Annotated in this window: 11 protein-coding genes and 1 pseudogene; 7 read left to right on the forward strand and 5 right to left on the reverse strand. The window is 60.9% G+C overall.

The window, feature by feature from the left end; genetic code table 11:
- Positions 1 to 72: 72 nt before the first annotated feature.
- Positions 73 to 888, reverse strand: a complete 816-nt coding sequence (locus ACTJK7_RS15975) for a UDP-2,3-diacylglucosamine diphosphatase (RefSeq protein WP_007958385.1) — start codon at positions 886 to 888, stop codon at positions 73 to 75.
- A 133-nt stretch (positions 889 to 1,021) separates the two neighbouring features.
- Here ACTJK7_RS15975 and ACTJK7_RS15980 point away from each other — a divergent pair, with 133 nt between their 5' ends.
- Together ACTJK7_RS15980 and ACTJK7_RS15985 are read left to right on the forward strand one after the other, a co-directional pair.
- A complete protein-coding gene (locus tag ACTJK7_RS15980; protein ID WP_108560205.1) occupies positions 1,022 to 1,786 on the forward strand; it encodes an AraC family transcriptional regulator in 765 nt (254 codons plus the stop codon).
- Between the two features lie 72 nt (positions 1,787 to 1,858).
- A complete protein-coding gene (locus ACTJK7_RS15985; RefSeq protein ID WP_108560203.1) occupies positions 1,859 to 2,752 on the forward strand; it encodes a DMT family transporter in 894 nt (297 codons plus the stop codon).
- Here the strand turns inward: ACTJK7_RS15985 and ACTJK7_RS15990 are convergent.
- Positions 2,746 to 3,033, reverse strand: a complete 288-nt coding sequence (locus ACTJK7_RS15990; protein WP_011332993.1) for a SelT/SelW/SelH family protein — start codon at positions 3,031 to 3,033, stop codon at positions 2,746 to 2,748. The genes ACTJK7_RS15985 and ACTJK7_RS15990 overlap by 7 nt on opposite strands.
- A gap of 71 nt (positions 3,034 to 3,104) precedes the next feature.
- On the opposite strand from ACTJK7_RS15990, the gene ACTJK7_RS15995 reads away from it, so the two are divergent.
- On the forward strand, positions 3,105 to 5,294 hold the full coding sequence (locus ACTJK7_RS15995) for a patatin-like phospholipase family protein (protein ID WP_323150863.1): 2,190 nt from the start codon (positions 3,105 to 3,107) through the stop codon (positions 5,292 to 5,294).
- 6 nt (positions 5,295 to 5,300) lie between these two features.
- Here ACTJK7_RS15995 and ACTJK7_RS16000 read toward each other — a convergent pair whose 3' ends face one another.
- The 3 genes from ACTJK7_RS16000 to recQ form a co-directional block, all read right to left on the reverse strand.
- Positions 5,301 to 7,082, reverse strand: coding sequence for a FimV/HubP family polar landmark protein (locus ACTJK7_RS16000; RefSeq protein ID WP_440780645.1), 1,782 nt, complete (start codon positions 7,080 to 7,082; stop codon positions 5,301 to 5,303).
- A 127-nt stretch (positions 7,083 to 7,209) separates the two neighbouring features.
- Positions 7,210 to 7,644, reverse strand: a complete 435-nt coding sequence (locus ACTJK7_RS16005; RefSeq protein WP_039765478.1) for a MarR family transcriptional regulator — start codon at positions 7,642 to 7,644, stop codon at positions 7,210 to 7,212.
- Between the two features lie 134 nt (positions 7,645 to 7,778).
- On the reverse strand, positions 7,779 to 9,908 hold the full coding sequence (gene recQ / locus ACTJK7_RS16010; RefSeq protein WP_064383240.1) for a DNA helicase RecQ: 2,130 nt from the start codon (positions 9,906 to 9,908) through the stop codon (positions 7,779 to 7,781).
- A gap of 277 nt (positions 9,909 to 10,185) precedes the next feature.
- Between recQ and ACTJK7_RS16015 the strand changes: the two genes are divergently transcribed.
- The 4 genes and pseudogenes from ACTJK7_RS16015 to ACTJK7_RS16030 form a co-directional block, all read left to right on the forward strand.
- Positions 10,186 to 10,773, forward strand: coding sequence for a UPF0149 family protein (locus tag ACTJK7_RS16015; RefSeq protein WP_007958400.1), 588 nt, complete (start codon positions 10,186 to 10,188; stop codon positions 10,771 to 10,773).
- 10 nt (positions 10,774 to 10,783) lie between these two features.
- The gene (locus ACTJK7_RS16020) at positions 10,784 to 11,179 is read left to right on the forward strand and encodes a YbaN family protein (protein WP_064383238.1); all 396 of its coding nucleotides are present in this window, start codon (positions 10,784 to 10,786) and stop codon (positions 11,177 to 11,179) included.
- 240 nt (positions 11,180 to 11,419) lie between these two features.
- Positions 11,420 to 15,361, forward strand: a complete 3,942-nt coding sequence (locus tag ACTJK7_RS16025; protein ID WP_440780644.1) for an Ig-like domain-containing protein — start codon at positions 11,420 to 11,422, stop codon at positions 15,359 to 15,361.
- Between the two features lie 179 nt (positions 15,362 to 15,540).
- Positions 15,541 to 15,979 (forward strand): annotated as a pseudogene (locus tag ACTJK7_RS16030) (hypothetical protein); the annotation flags it as partial.

Raw genomic sequence — 15,979 nt, forward strand, 5'->3', positions numbered from 1 at the left:
TACGTACACCTTCGACCACTGTGGGAGCGGGCTTGCCCGCGATGAGGCCAGCAAAACCGACACACATCTTTTCTAAGCCAGCTCGGCAACCTTCGCCGCTTTCAATTCCGCTTCCCGCGCCTGCGCATCCGCCAGGCGATACAGCTCGATCGTGCCGTCCCAGTGTTCGATCAGCGCCGTGCATGACTCGACCCAATCGCCACAGTTGAGGTAATCCACCTCGCCGACCTTACGGATCTCGGCGTGGTGAATGTGCCCGCAGACCACCCCGTGCAACTCGCGCTTCACGCATTCGTGGGCGATGGCTTCTTCGAAATCGCTGATGAAACTGACCGCCGTCTTCACCTTGTGCTTGAGATAGGCCGACAGCGACCAGTAGCCGTAGCCGTATTTCGCCCGCCAGTGATTGAGCCAGCGGTTGAGGGTCAGGGTGAACTCGTAGGCCGAATCTCCGAGGAACGCCAGCCAGCGGTGGTAACGGGTGATCACGTCGAACTGGTCGCCGTGAATCACCAGCAGATGCCGGCCATCGGCGGTGACGTGCACCGCTTCGTCGACCAGCTGAATATTGCCCAGAATCAGTTTCGAATAGCGGCGCAGGAATTCGTCGTGGTTGCCGGTGACATAGATCACCTCGGTGCCGCGCTTGCTCATGGTCAGCAAACGGCGGATCACGTTGGTGTGCGCCTGCGGCCAGTACATGCCACCGCGCAGTTTCCAGCCGTCGATGATGTCGCCGACCAGGTAGATCTTGTCGGCGTGATAACCCTTGAGAAATTGCGACAGATGCTCGGCCTGGCAATCCCGCGTGCCCAAGTGCACGTCGGAAATCCACAAGGTGCGAACCCTTTGTTTACGGCTGGGTCTGGCGAGCTCGGCGCTGGTCATGGGCAACCCTCTGCGATGTTTTCGCCACTCTGCGCGCGCCCGGTTAATCGACCATGACAGGTGTGCGTCAGTCGTGTGACAAAGGCGTCGTCCCCTGCGCCGGTGTAGACTGGCGGCTCGCCCGGAGACCACCATGCACCCGATCCTGACCCTGCGCCATTACAGCCACGACCTGATCGCCCACAGCCACGACCACGCGCAACTGGTCTTCGGCCTGTCGGGCGCGCTGGATTTCGAAGTTGAAGGGCGTGGCAGTCAGGTATTGCAGCAGAGCTTCGTGGTGATCCCCGCCGGCGCGCATCATGCGTGCGGCAGTCCCAAGGGCAGCCGCTGTCTGGTGCTGGATGTGCCTGACGAACAATGGCTGGAGCGCTCGCTGGGCAATCACGCCGATGCCAGCCGCCGCCTGCTGGACAACGCCGCCCGGTTGTCGCTGGATGCCGGGCAAGGTCAACTGGTCAACTGGCTGGCGAACAGTCCGGTGGACGACCCGTTGATTGCGCAACAGGGCGCGGTGTTGCTGCTGGCGAGCCTGAACCACGCGCCACCTGCCGAGATCGTCGCGCGCCGCCTGCCCTACGCGGCACTCGATGCGCACATCGAGCAGTACGCGGCCTATCCGTTGCAAGTGGCGGATCTGGCGCGCATCGCCGGATTGTCCAGCGCCCGGTTGCATGCGCGGTTCGTCACCGAATGCGGGCAGACACCGATGGACTATATTCGCAGTCGCCGGCTGCACAAAGCCGTCACGCTGTTGCGCAACACCACGCTACCCATCGGTGAAGTGGCCAGCCGCGTCGGCTACAACTCGCAAAGTGCGTTCTCGGCCGCCGTCCTGCGTGAATTCGGTACCTCTCCTACACAATTGCGACGCGAGGCTGACGACAAAAGTCGATAGGCTGCCGACAGACTTTTGCGTCGAGACACGCTTCAATGTGTGTCTGTAATGGTGTTTGGAAAAAGGACTGCAATGACTCCCCGTACCGCCCTCGGCGCCCTGCATATCGGCGCACTGATGTTCGGCCTGACCGGCGTTTTCGGCAAACTCGCGGCCGCAACGCCCGCCGTCATCGTGTTCGGACGCGCCGCGTTTGCCGTGCTGGCGCTGGCGTTTTTCGCCCGCTTCGCCCAACAGGGCGGCTGGCAGAAACTGCAGGCCGTCGACTGGCGACGACTGGCCCTGAGCGGCGTGCTGCTGGCCGGGCACTGGGTGAGTTTCTTCATTGCGGTCAAGATCGCGGGCGTCGCGATTGCGACCCTGGGTTTCGCCAGTTTCCCGGCCTTCACGGTGATCCTCGAAGGGCTGATCTTCCGCGAACGCATCCGCATCAATGAAATCGTCCTCGTGGCGCTGGTCAGTGTCGGACTGGTGCTGGTGACCCCCGCCTTCGATCTGGCCAGCGGCGCGACCACCGGCCTGCTCTGGGCGATTCTGTCCGGCCTGCTGTTTTCCCTGTTGTCCCTGACCAACCGCGCCAGCTCCGGGCGCATCCCGGCGGTGCAGGCGGCGCTGTGTCAGAACGTGGTGGTGGCGTTGTGTCTGCTGCCGGTGGCGGCGCCGCAGCTGAGCGAGGTGCGTGCCATCGACTGGTTGTGGATCGGTTTGCTCGGGGTGTTCTGCACCGGTGTTGCCCACAGTCTGTTCGTCGCCAGCCTGGCGGTGATCAAGGCGCGCACCGCCGCAGTGGTGTTCGCCATGGAACCGGTGTACGGGATTACCGTGGCGTGGCTGCTGTTCGATGAAGATCCGACCCTGCGCATGCTGATCGGCGGCGCGCTGATCATCGTTGCCATCGTCGTGTCGAGCCGGATGTCAGGCAGCAGCGACAAGAAAACCGTCGCGGCCGAAGCCGCCTCTCACTGAGTACGGTCGTTGTGGCCGAGGTCGCGGTCAGGGTCAATCTGGTCGCGCACCCGCTGCTTGAGCACCTTGGCCTCCGGGAAACCGCCGTCGGCCTTGCGTTCCCAGATCTGCACGTCGTTGCAGGTGATGTGGAATATCCCGCCGGTGCCCGGCACCAGTGACACTTTGCCAAGATCGTCGCCGAAGGTGCTGAGCAGCTCTTGCGCCAGCCACGCGGCGCGCAACAGCCACTGGCATTGCGTGCAATAAGTGATGACGATTTCCGGTTTTGTGACGGTCATGATCGCTGAAACTCCTGAGCCAGAGGGCGCCGCTATAATAGCCGGCTTTACCGCTCGCCCCGAGACTCACGATGCGTCGTCTGCTGATCTGCCTGTTGCTTGGTTTCCTACCGCTGTTCGTTCATGCCAGTGAGGCCACACGCCCGAAAATCGGCCTGGTGCTGTCCGGCGGCGCGGCCCGTGGACTGGCGCACATCGGTGTGCTCAAGGCTCTGGAAGAGCAAGGCATCAAGATCGATGCGATTGCCGGCACCAGCATGGGCGCAGTGGTCGGCGGGCTGTATGCCTCGGGCTACAAGATCGACGAGCTGGAAAAGCTCGCCCTGACCATCGACTGGCAGCAGGCGCTGTCCGACGCCCCGCCCCGTGAAGACGTGCCGTTCCGGCGCAAGCAGGACGACCGCGACTTTCTGGTGAAACAGAAGCTGAGCTTTCGCGATGACGGCAGCCTTGGCCTGCCATTGGGCGTGATTCAGGGCCAGAACCTCGCGCTGCTGCTGGAAAGCCTGCTGGCCCACACCAGCGACACCCGGGACTTCGACAAGCTGCCGATCCCGTTTCGCGCCGTGACCACCGACATTGCCAACGGCGAAAAAGTGGTGTTCCGCAAGGGCCACCTGCCGCAGGTGATCCGCGCCAGCATGTCGATCCCGGCGGTGTTCGCCCCGGTCGAACTCGACGGCCGATTGCTGGTGGATGGCGGCATGACCGACAACATCCCTCTCGACGTGGCCCGTGAAATGGGCGTCGACGTGGCCATCGTGGTCGACATCGGCACCCCGCTGCGCAACCGCAAGCAACTGGTGACCGTGGTCGATGTGCTGAACCAGTCAATCACCCTGATGACCCGGCGCAACTCCGAAGAGCAACTGGCGACCCTGCATCCCGATGACGTGCTGATCCAGCCGCCGCTGGCCAGTTTCGGCGCCACCGACTTCGGTCGCGGCCAGGAGATGATCGACGCCGGCTACCGCGCGACCCAGGCTCTGGACGTGCGCCTCGCCCGCCTCAAACCCGCGCAATCGCAGGACGCCGAGCTCAACGCCGCCCGCGCGCCAGGCCAGCGCACACCGATCATCACCGCGATCAAGGTCGAGAACGACTCGAAAGTCGGCGATGACGTGATCCGCTATTACATCCGCCAGCACATCGGTGAACCGCTGGACCTGGGTCGCCTGCAAACCGACATGGGCACCCTGTACGGCCTCGATTACTTCGAGCAGGTGCAATACCGCGTGGTGCACAAGGGATCGGATCACACGCTGGTGATCAGCGCGCGCGGCAAACGTACTGGCACGGATTACCTGCGAGTCGGCCTCAACCTGTCGGATGACATGCGCGGCGACAGCGCCTTCAACCTCGGTGCCAGTTACCGCGTGAACGGCATCAACCGGCTCGGCGCGGAATGGCTGACCCGGGCGCAGATCGGCGATAAACAAGAGTTGTACAGCGAGTTCTATCAGCCGCTGGACGTGGGCTCTCGCTACTTTTTGGCGCCTTATGCGTCGTTTGCCGCACAGAACGTCGACTCGGTGCTGGACAACGATCCGATTGCCCAGTATCGCGTCGAGCGCTACGGCTTCGGCCTCAATGTTGGTCGGCAGATCGGCAACAGCGGTGAAGTGCGCTTCGGCGTCGGCGAGGCTTGGGGCAAGGCGGATGTGCGGATCGGCGACCAGGATCTGCCGAGCGAAAGTTTCAACGAAGGGTTCTACGCGTTGAAGTATTCCTTCGACTCGCTGGACAACGTCTACTTCCCCCACGAGGGCGAAGACATCGGCCTGACCCTGGTTCAGTTCGAACCGAGCCTGGGTTCCGACACGCGCTACCGGCAATGGGAATTCAAACTGGACAAGGCCATGAGCAGTGGACCGGACACGCTGATTCTCGGCGGTCGTTACGGCCGTACGCTGGACGATGCCAATGTGGTGACCTCCAGTTTCCTGCTCGGCGGCGCCCGGCAATTGTCCGGTTTCCGCGAAGACGCGATCTCCGGGCAGAACGTCAGTCTGATGCGGGCGGTGTATTACCGCCGCCTCACTCCACGCGCCTACCTGCCGCTGGACTTCCCGTTGTACGCCGGCGCCTCGCTGGAACGTGGCCGGGCATGGAACAACGACAACGAGTTCGACAGCGGCTACATCAACGCCGCCAGCGTGTTCATCGGCTTCGATACGCCGCTTGGGCCGCTGAATTTCAGCTATGGCCTGAACGATGCAGATGAACAGGCGGTGTACCTGAACCTCGGGCAGACCTTCTGACAGCGCTCAGCGAATCCCCGCCAACAGCGTGCGCGCCGTTTGCCGGAGGGGTTCGTCGGCTTCCTTGAGCAGTTCGTTGAGCAAGGCAATGGCGCTGTCGATATCGCCGTCATCGATACAGGTCTGGGCCTGTTCGAGTTTGCCGGCGTTGGCGGCGTCCGAGGGTTCGGCTTCCGGCGCCTGCAGCTCCAGTGGCTCCAGCGAGAGCGACGTGCCGGGATCGCCAAATTCGTTGAGAAAGTCCTCGTCCAGCGGCTGCGCTTGCGGCTCGGCGATCCATTCCAGTTCGGCGGTTTCAGCATCGTCGGGCAGGGTTTCCGGCAATTCGAAATCCTGTGGCAATACCTGCAGATCGGAACCCAGCGCCGATGGAGCCTGTTCAGGTGTGGCAGCGGGCGGGCGAGTTTCCTCAAGATCCCAACTGGAGGCCATCGAGAGCTGATCCAGGTTCAGCTCGAAATTGTCTTCGGCCACCGGCTCCACAGGCGTCGCAGGTTCGATCGGCAGCGCGGCAATCACCGGGGCCGCCGCCCCCAAAGGTGCGGCGCTGGCCAGTTTCGGGTAGCGGGCGCGAATCTCCTGCAAGCGCTGATCCTCGACCCCGAGCTGGCGCAATCGACTTTCCTGCTCGTCATAGGCCGGCGTGTCGCCCTGGCGTCCCAGCACTTCAAGCAACTGCACGCCGAGGTCGATACGTTCCGGCTCCCTCTGCAACGCATCGTGCAACAGGCCGGCGGCCTCGCCCAAGCGTCCGTAGGCCAGATAGATGCCGACCGCTTCCAGCACATCGCCGTTGGCGTGTTCTTCGCGATGTTCGACAGCACTGTGAACGGCACTTGGCTGCATCGGTTCGGCGTCATCGACCGGGGGTTCGTTTCGTACCGGCAGGAACGGCAACGGCGCAGCAGTCCCTTGCGCCTGCTGGCGTTGCCGGCGCACATAAAGCCCTGCCACCAGCAATCCCAGTACCAGCAGCAGTCCGCCGAGCAGCGGCCAGTTGAGTGAATCCTCCTGAGACTCGACCGGGGCAATGACCGGCGCAGGCGCAGGTGCCACGGGGGCGACAGGTGCCGGCGGCGCCTGTTGCACTTCAATCAGTCGGGCCTGCAAATCACCGAGCTGTTTCTTGCCGTCAGCGATCAGCACTTCCTGGGCCTGAAGCTTCACGTTCAACTCATCGATGGTTTTTTGCAGTTGCTGGTTCTGCACAAGGCTCGCCGCCAGTTGTTCAGCCTGCGCGTCGGCGACCGGAGCCGGTGGCTGCACAGGCGCAGCAGGTTTGGCCGGCGTGGTTGCGGAAGGAGCCTCGGGGGTCGGGAATTCCGACGATTGCGCACGCGCCGTTGGCTCGTCGGTGGCGGGGACTATTCCCGGTGAGCCCGGCGGGTCGATCAGCACGGTGTATTCGCGCAGCAGATGGCCATTGGGCTGATCGAGCTGCACCAGGAAATTCAGAAAGGGTTCGTTGACCGGTTTGGTCGAAGTCACCCGGATCATGTTGCGATTGCCACGCAGGATCGGGGTGAACTTGAGGTTGTTGAGAAAGAACACGCGCTCGACGCCGGCGCGGCCAAACTCGTCCGCCGAGGCCAGACGGACCGCCAGTTCGCTTTCGCTGACGCCCCCGACATCCACCAGGGCGATGTCAGCCTTGAGCGGCTGATTGAGGGCTGAATGCACGGTGATGTCACCGAGCCCCAGCGCCAATGAGGCGGTGGACCAGGTGAGAACACCGGCCACCAGCAGCGAGTTGGCGCAACGCAGTACCACGTGCCGACTTCCGAGCATGAGCATCCCTTGAATAAGCAAAACCGACTTCTATGCGTTCGCACATCCGGTACGAACACGATATTGCCCAGTAGTTCTTATAGTCTGCCCAGCGCGATCCCTCAAAAAAACGGCACGCGGTTATGCCTCAAGACTTTTCCAGGTTGGCCAGAATGTGACCGTGAACCCGCATGCAGACCTTCAGATCCGCCTCGTCGACGCCTTCGAACAATTCCTTGCGCAGTTGGGTGGCGATGGTTTCGATCTGTTCGATCAGCGGCAGGGCCGGTGCACACAGCACGATTTTTTTCGCCCGGCGGTCTTCCATTACAGACTGGCGTTGCACCAGCCCCTGGCTTTCCAGGCTGTCGAGCAGACGGGCCAGGGTCGGCCCTTCGACGCCGACGCTTTGCGCCAGCTCCCGTTGGGTCGGCGCTTCTTCGAAGCGCGCCAGATGCAGCAGTACCAGCCAGCGCGCCTGGGACAGCCCCAGACCGGCCAGCCGGCGATCCAGTTCGGCACGCCAGCCACGGGACATCTGGGCCAATTGCATGCCAAAGCGGTGTTGATCGGTTAACGGCATAAAACACTCATGATTAGACTGAACAAATAGAGAAAAACTAATTATTAGTCAGCTAAGCATGACATTTGGCTATAGGCAAGGGGCGTCCTGTACTGAATCGTTACATCGGTATAGCGGTTGGCACAAACGCCCTCTCACATTTCAAACTCCGATTGCAGCGCAGCCCGCACGCAATACAGCACGCCTTCCGGTACGCGACCGGCAAACAGCTCGGCCACTTCGGCGACCGACGGCAACTCGCCTTCGCCGTCGAGGAACGCATCCTGGACTTCGCCCATCAGGTCTTCCGGCAAATCCAGCGCCTGTTCCAGCGACAGCTGCTGCTTGCCGATGGCTTCGGCGAGCATGGTGTAGACGTTCTTTTCCGAGCACTGCAACTGACCGGAGATCTGCAACGGCGTCATGCCGGCGCGGGCCAGGGTGATCAGTTCGTGGCGCACGTCGGCCACCACTTTCGGTGCCTCGGCCTCGCCGCCGAGCACTTCGAGGAAGGCCTCGCCGTAACGCTCCAGCTTGCGCGCACCGACGCCGCTGACCCGGGCCATGTCCGCCAGCGAGGTCGGTTGGCTGCGGAGCATTTCCAGCAGGGTCGAGTCGGGGAAGATGACGTATGGCGGCACACCGTGTTCTTCCGCCAGTTTGCGCCGCAGGGCGCGCAAGGCTTCCCACTGTTCGCGTTCTTCGCCACGCACCAGTTGACTGGCCTGGCTCTTGCTGCCGCTCTTGGCGATGACTTGCGGCTTGAGGTCGCGGCGCAGCTCCAGGCTTACTTCGCCTTTGAGCAGCGGCCGGCAAGTGTCGCTCAGGCGCAGCCCGCCGTAGCCTTCGTGATCGACATCGGCCAGGCCGCGAGCAACCAGTTGACGGAACAGCGAGCGCCATTCGCTCTCGCTCAGCGCCTTGCCGACGCCGAACACCGACAGGTGCTGATGGCCGAAGCTGCGGACCTTTTCGTTGTCCTTGCCCAGCAGCACGTCCACCAGATGGCCGACGCCATAGCGCTGGCCGGTGCGATAGATCGCCGACAGCGCCTGACGCGCAGGCTCGGTGGCGTCCCAGGTCTGCACGCCGTCGGTGCAGTTGTCGCAGTGGCCGCACGGCTCGGGCATGTCTTCGTCGAAGTACGCCAGCAGCGCCTGACGACGGCAGCGGGTTTCTTCGCAGAGCGAGAGCATGGCGTCGAGCTTGTGCTGCTCCAGCCGCTTGTGGCGCTCGTCGCCCTCGGAGTTCTGCAGCATCTGCTTGAGCATCACAACGTCTTGCAGACCGTAGGCCATCCACGCGTCCGCCGGCAGACCGTCACGGCCGCCGCGTCCGGTTTCCTGGTAATAGGCTTCCAGGGATTTCGGCAGGTCGAGGTGAGCGACGAAGCGCACGTTGGGTTTGTCGATGCCCATGCCGAACGCCACGGTGGCGACCATGATCAGCCCTTCCTCATTGAGGAAGCGCTTCTGGTGATAGGCGCGCAGATCGTTGGGCAGACCGGCGTGGTAAGGCAGCGCCGGGAAGCCCTGTTCGGTGAGAAACGCGGCCACCTCTTCCACCTTCTTGCGCGACAGGCAGTAGACGATGCCGGCGTCGCTGCGCCGTTCGGCGAGGAACGCCAGCAATTGCTTGCGCGGCTGCTCCTTGGGCACGATGCGGTAGAAAATGTTCGGCCGGTCGAAGCTCGACAGGAAACGCTCGGCGTTCTGCAAATGCAGGCGGGTGACGATTTCTTCGCGGGTGCGTTTGTCGGCGGTGGCGGTCAGGGCGATGCGCGGCACGTCGGGGAACATTTCCGCCAACTGCCCCAGTTGCAGGTATTCCGGCCGGAAGTCATGGCCCCATTGCGACACGCAGTGCGCTTCGTCGATGGCGAACAGGGCGATGTTCAGGCCTTGCAGGAACGACAGCATGCGCGGCTGAACCAGCCGCTCCGGCGCCAGATACAGCATCTTCACTTCGCCGCGCTTGATCCGGTTGGCGAGGTCGCGCTGTTGTTCGGCGCTCAGCGTGGAGTTCAACGCGGCGGCGGCCACACCCAGCTCTTCGAGGGTGGCGACCTGATCGTCCATCAAAGCGATCAGCGGCGAAACCACCACCGCCAGGCCGTCGCGCAGCAGCGCCGGCACCTGGAAGCACAGGGACTTGCCGCCGCCGGTCGGCATCAGGACAAGGGCATCGCCGCCACTGGCCACGCGCTCAATGATTGCACCCTGCCGGCCACGGAAACTGTCGTAGCCGAAGATGTCCTTGAGGACGCGTTGAGCCTGTTCGAGCATAAAAACTCCAAAAATCCACCGAAACATCCCTGCACAGGCTGGTTCAAGACAGCCGAGGCTGCTTTAAACAAAACGTAAGCGCGCATTGCATCGCGCCCTACACAATCAGCCGCGACACCGGCAGGGATCGCAAAGCGCGGCAGTATACCCGACCCCTCTGCGGCAGAGGGCACCGCCGATAAGAAGCTTGTGCGGGCAAATCTGCCGTGCGGCTGGCTTGAGGGCTCAAGAAGGCCTAGAATTCCCGCATTGTTTATTCCCCCAAGGTAGCCCTTTAATGTCCTTCGCCGAGCAACTAACCCGCCTGCAAGTCTTCCTCGACGCCGACGAGCTGCATGAAGAGGCGCTGGACTACGTGGCCGCTCACGGTTACCTGACCGCGCTGTCGATCTGCGCCGATGTGGTGCCGGATCGTGAGTGGATCGACGCCCTGTTCGCCGAAGAGCCGCATTACAGCAGCGAAGCCCAGCGTGAAGAGATCGAAGCCACGCTGATCGGCCTCAAGGCGCACATCGCCCGCCAACTGGCGTCGGATGAAGAATTCGAGCTGCCCTGCGAGCTGGACCTGGGCGACGACCCGGACGATTCCGAACTGCGTGGCTGGTGCATCGGCTTCATGGAAGGCGTATTCCTGCGCGAAGCGGCCTGGTTCGAAACCGCCGAAGAAGAAGTCAGCGAAATGCTCCTGCCGATCATGGTCGGTTCGGGCCTGTTCGACGAACAGCCCGAGTTCGAAGACATCGCCAAGGACGCCAACCTGATGGACGACATGATCGTGCAGATCCCGGAGGCCCTGACCGCGCTGTACCTGCTGTGCCAGGCGCCCGACGAAAAACCGGCGATCCTCAAGCCACGTCACCACTAAGATCCGGCCTATGGACAACCCCATAGGCAACCGCCCCCTGATGTTGCGCTACATCCTGCTGGCCATCGGCTGGCTGAGCGTGGCATTGGGGGTGATCGGGATTTTCCTGCCTGTTCTCCCCACGACTCCCTTCCTGCTGCTGGCAGCCGCCTGCTTCGCCCGCAGTTCCCCGCGTTTCTACCAATGGCTGGTCGAGCATCCCCGGCTCGGGCCATGGATCCGCGACTACCTCGATGGCAACGGCATACCGCTCAAGGGCAAGGTCTACGCGATCGGGCTGATGTGGGCGAGCATTCTGTTCTCGTGCTATTTGGTGCCGCTGCCATGGGCGCGGGGGTTCATGCTGACCAGTGCGGTGTTGGTGACGGTTTATATCCTCAGACAGAAAACCTTGCGCAAGCCCTGATCTCACCCTGCCCTCAGGCTTGTCAAAGCCACAAACCGCTCATCGGAAATACCCTTCGACCTGTTATTTCTGACAGTAGCCAATCCCCTCGCTTCACGCCTTAAATCAGTCCAGCCCTGAACTGCGGCTCGAATGTCCCAGTGCTCGTTCCTGCCCTGAAATCCCCTGTTCGCCGGCCTTCGCGTCCAAAGCCATAACCCCTTGACGCCAATGGCGTATCTCCTTCGGATGGAGTTGATCATGTTCACTTTCCGCCGGTCCTTGTTCCCCAATCGTAATCAACTGCTCGCCCCGTTGTCGGGATTGTTCCCACCCTACTTCGCCGACATGGTCATTCCTGTGCCGGGTGCTGATGGAGGGATCAACAGAACGGCGTATGAAGCGTTCGATAATGGGCTGTTTGCCGTTATCGACCCTTACCCGAACATGGCGATCAATGACCTGCTGGAAGTCTTCGTGAATGACAAAAAGGTCGGCGAACTCAAGGTCAAGGATGAGCACCTCAATCAGCGATGGTTCTTTTTTGTACCCAAGGACGAGCTTGTACCTGGCCTCTTCACCTGCCACTACGTTTTGACCCGGGCAGGCGAAACCGTACCCGACGACCCATCGGCCAAATTGACACTGCTGCTGGAAATCCACGACCCGGCCGGTGATGACAAGCGTCCCTTCGAACCCTGGCACTCGGAGCTGCCTATCGTCGGGCTACCGCAAGACGTCATCGATAACGGCGTCACCAAACCATGGCTTGATAGTGGGGTGCCCCTGATCATCACGCGTTATCCAAATATCGCCGTGGGCGACATCATCCTCGTGATGTGGGGCAGCGTATTTCTTCCGCCGCATATTTTGACGCAGGAAGAAGTGGATGGCACCGTAGAGATCATCGTCCTTGCCCGGCCCGAAGATATCCTGACGGCCGGTGACAGCGCTGCATTGATCATCCACTACAACATCTGCGATGTCGTTTATAACTGGAGTGTGAAGTGGTCAAAATCCACTTCCGTGCAAGTTGATGCCGGGGTATCACGCCTCGATCCGCTCATCATCAAGGAAGCGGATGACGGGAAAATCATTCTTGCCGACCTGGACGCCAACCCTGTCACCCTGCAAATTCTGATCAAACCCAACGACGTCTTCACGACCGGTGACACCCTCCTGATCACAGTGATCGGCACTCCGATTCCCGGCAGGCCACCTCAAACGTTTACCGTTGAAGTCATTGTCCGTAACCCGCCTTATATTCATGAAATCCCGGTTGCCTACGAGTTCGTGAAACTCTTCGCCCAAGGCACCCTCGACGCCTCCTATGCATTGCGCAAGCAGGATGGCAGCCCGACACTTTTTTCCAGGCGTACGTTTGCCACCGTGATCGGCAATCCATCATTACTGCCGGCACCTGCCATCAGCGAAGTGGTCGGGAACATTTTGCCCGCCCACATACAAGCGGCATCGGTGGTAATCAGATATCCCGCCATCAAAAATGGCGATTTCCTGACGGTGATCTGGCTGGGTAAAAAATCCAACGGTGATGATTACCTGCATGAAGAAGAACACACCGTATCGGGCGAAGAGCAGAAGGCAGGCGAAGTGACGATTTACGTCATGGGTGAGCACGTCAAAGCCTTGGAAAACGGCAGTCTCAAACTTCAGTACCGGGTGTTCAACGACGCTACCAGCCAATACGGCACCAGTGAGTCCGAGTTTCTGCGGGTCAACGTGGGGTCATGGCAGGCAACGCTTCCGGCCCCCAAGGTTGAAGAAGCACCGGATGACATTCTTGATCCCTCGAAAACTGACAAGCTGGTTCACGTGCGGGTCTTGCCAGTGAACTGGGTCAAGGGCGATACGCTCACCTACCACTGGATCGGGATCAACCTTTACGGCAGTACATTCGGCAGCGTGCCGATCACGTTGGCGACAGTTGGGCAACCGGTACGATTCCGGGTAGACAAGCAATACGTCTCGGCCAACATCGGCTACTACGTGACTGTGATCTATACGTTACTGCATGGAGCTACCGGGAAGTACAGCTATTCAGCGCCTCTTGAGGTGCTGATCGGCATTCCTCTGGGCAGATTACTGCCGCCTGCGGTCGTCCAGGCCCCCGATGGCACGCTGAACCCGATGCACGCCATCAATGGGGTGGACATCGATTGCAGCTACGCGTCCATGGACGCCCTGCTCGACAAACTCGGATTGAAATGGCGGGGCACGCCAGGCGCCGGGACTTCGGAAGACCTGGAGAAACCTGCCGAGGCCACCGGTACCGTAAGGTTTCACCTGCCGCCCTCCTTTGTCGGGGCCAACATCGACCGCGAGGTAGCGGTCAGTTACGACGTCCAACGCTATGGCTTGTGGACCCCCTCGGAAATCCTCCCGCTGAAGGTTCTCAACCTCCAGAATCCTGAAACGGAACTGCCGCGGCCCGAGGTTCCAGAAGCAAAGGCAGGCGAACTGCTGGTAATGGAGCTCGTCGGGAACGCGAAGGTTCTGGTCAAGGCATGGCCTTTCATTGCCCTCAAGCAGTTGGTCTGGCTGTACATCGAAGGGCAGGCCAGCACGGGCGGCTATCGAATCGATCTGCTCACTGCGCATGAAGTGAACTCAACGCAGCTCACGCAAGGGTTGAATGAAACCCTGCTCAAGACAGAATTGCTGAAACTGCTTCATGGCTCCAACGCCACCGTGGTTTGCAAGGTCATTTTCGATAACAGCACGGATGAAGACGCCGCTATCGTTTTCCCGAAACTGCCGCTGGTGATCCGCCAGCACTACGAGTACGTCACGCCTGTCATCACCACCGTGAAAACGGCATTGGGTACGGTCATTCCTGAAGCGGGTCAGACCTACGACAAGCGTTTGACGATCGAAGGGACAGCCACTCGGGCCGAGAAAGTCGATGTTCAAATCGATGGGGTGTCAAAGGGTATGCCAACCGTCGATGCCAACAGCACGTGGACAATCACCGTGGACTTGATCTCAGGCCTGCACCGCGTCGTTGTTATCGCTCAATATGAGGCCGACGATAAAATCAGTGACCCGAGATCCTTCACCATCAAAGAGGCCAGGTTGCCCGGTATCACCGGCGTCAGGGACAGCAAGGGAGCAGTAGGCAACAACGGTACAACCTACGACAACCAGGTGACGGTGAGTGTCAATGCCGATCCGGGCCAAAAGGTTCAGCTCTACGACGGCGCGTCGCCCATCGGACAGCCGATTGATCTGGACGGCAACGGCAATGGCAGCACCACGTTATCGAGTCTTGGCCAGAAGACCTACTCGCTCAAGGCCAGAGCGCTTTACGGCAGCCAGCTTGAGTCACCCATTCACTTGTTTACTGTCAGGGCCCACCTCACCACCACCCTCACTTCGGTCCGGCATTCAGGCGGGGAACTGGGTAATGGTGGCAAAACAACAGACACTTCGGTAACCGTGATCGGGGCGGCAACGCCGTTGTACAGCGTGCAGATTTTTCTCAACAACGTGGGGGGGCAAATCGTACCCGTCAACGGGAGCGGTGTCTGGTCACTGACCATCGGCATTCACCTGGGCTCGAACACGGTTTACGCGAGGTCGGTTGCCAACAATCAACAGAGCGGGTCGCGCAGTTTTACCAGGGAGAATCCGTTAGCGCCGTTGAACTTCAATACCAGTCCGGTCACGTTGGGTGGCAAGACCTACATCATTCCGGGCAATGCGACTTTACCTGCTTTCGACTCTGGCAATTCGGTACGGCACCAGGCCAGTGGTGGACGTCCGGGATACCTCTACCGATCCAGCAATGCCGGTATTGCCGATGTAGACGGAACAGGTCTGGTCACTGCCCGCGGTCGGGGAACGGCAACCATCACGGCCACTGATGCAGCCAACCAGTCAAAGAGCTATACGGTGAGTGTGACAGGGGTCGTTCATATCATCTGGCTGGGGGAAGGCGTATGGAATACCGCGACCTCACTCGCAGCAGCCAATGGTGCCCGCATTCCCAGCCGTGGTGAACTCGAAGAAATACATCGAGCTTACGGAAGCCGCTGGCCTCTGCCCAATCACCATTACTGGACAACCGAACCCAATAATTACTGGTGGCCTTGGTCGCAAGCCAGAAGCTGCTTGTATCCGGTGAGCGGCGCAGGGTGGGCGATTAAACTCAACCATTATTCTCACATCATCGCGCTGCGATAATACGGATCAGCCGCCCCCGTCCGGATGGCTACGGACCTGACGGGGGCTGTCAGCATGGGTTATTCACGTGACCGCTCGTCGAAATCCTTCCTTGACCTGTCAGATCTGACAGTAGCCAAACCACCCGTTTGATCGCTCAATCACTCCACCGCCCACACCCTTCGGCAGGAGTTCTCGCCATGCTCGTCCAACCGAAAAAAGCCATTGGCGCACTCGGCACGCTCGCCCTGCTCGACCCAGACATCCCCGGCGCCAAGCAGCTGCCGAACGGAGAATGGGCCATCAACCGCGCCGCCGCACTGCTCAACTTCCCTACTCTGGGGATGAAAGTGCAGATCCCGGTCTGGTCAAACAAAAGTCTGGCCGACAAGGTTGAGCTGTTGCTCAACAACCTCGTGGTCGATCAGCAAACCGTTACCCAGGATGCCGAACTGACCCAGCGCGCTACCTTGTTCGTCGCACCGGGCCGTTTTCAGAGCGGTACGTGGGATCTGGCCTATCGGGTGAGGCGCTTCAACCAGGCACCAGAACCTTTTACGCCACCGTTCAAACTCGTGGTCAAACTGGAAATCCCCGCCGGCCAGGACACCGATCCCGGGCAGGGGCATTCCAACCTGC

It is taken from the genome of Pseudomonas sp. 22085 (assembly GCF_052045815.1).
Taxonomy (GTDB): domain Bacteria; phylum Pseudomonadota; class Gammaproteobacteria; order Pseudomonadales; family Pseudomonadaceae; genus Aquipseudomonas; species Aquipseudomonas glycinae.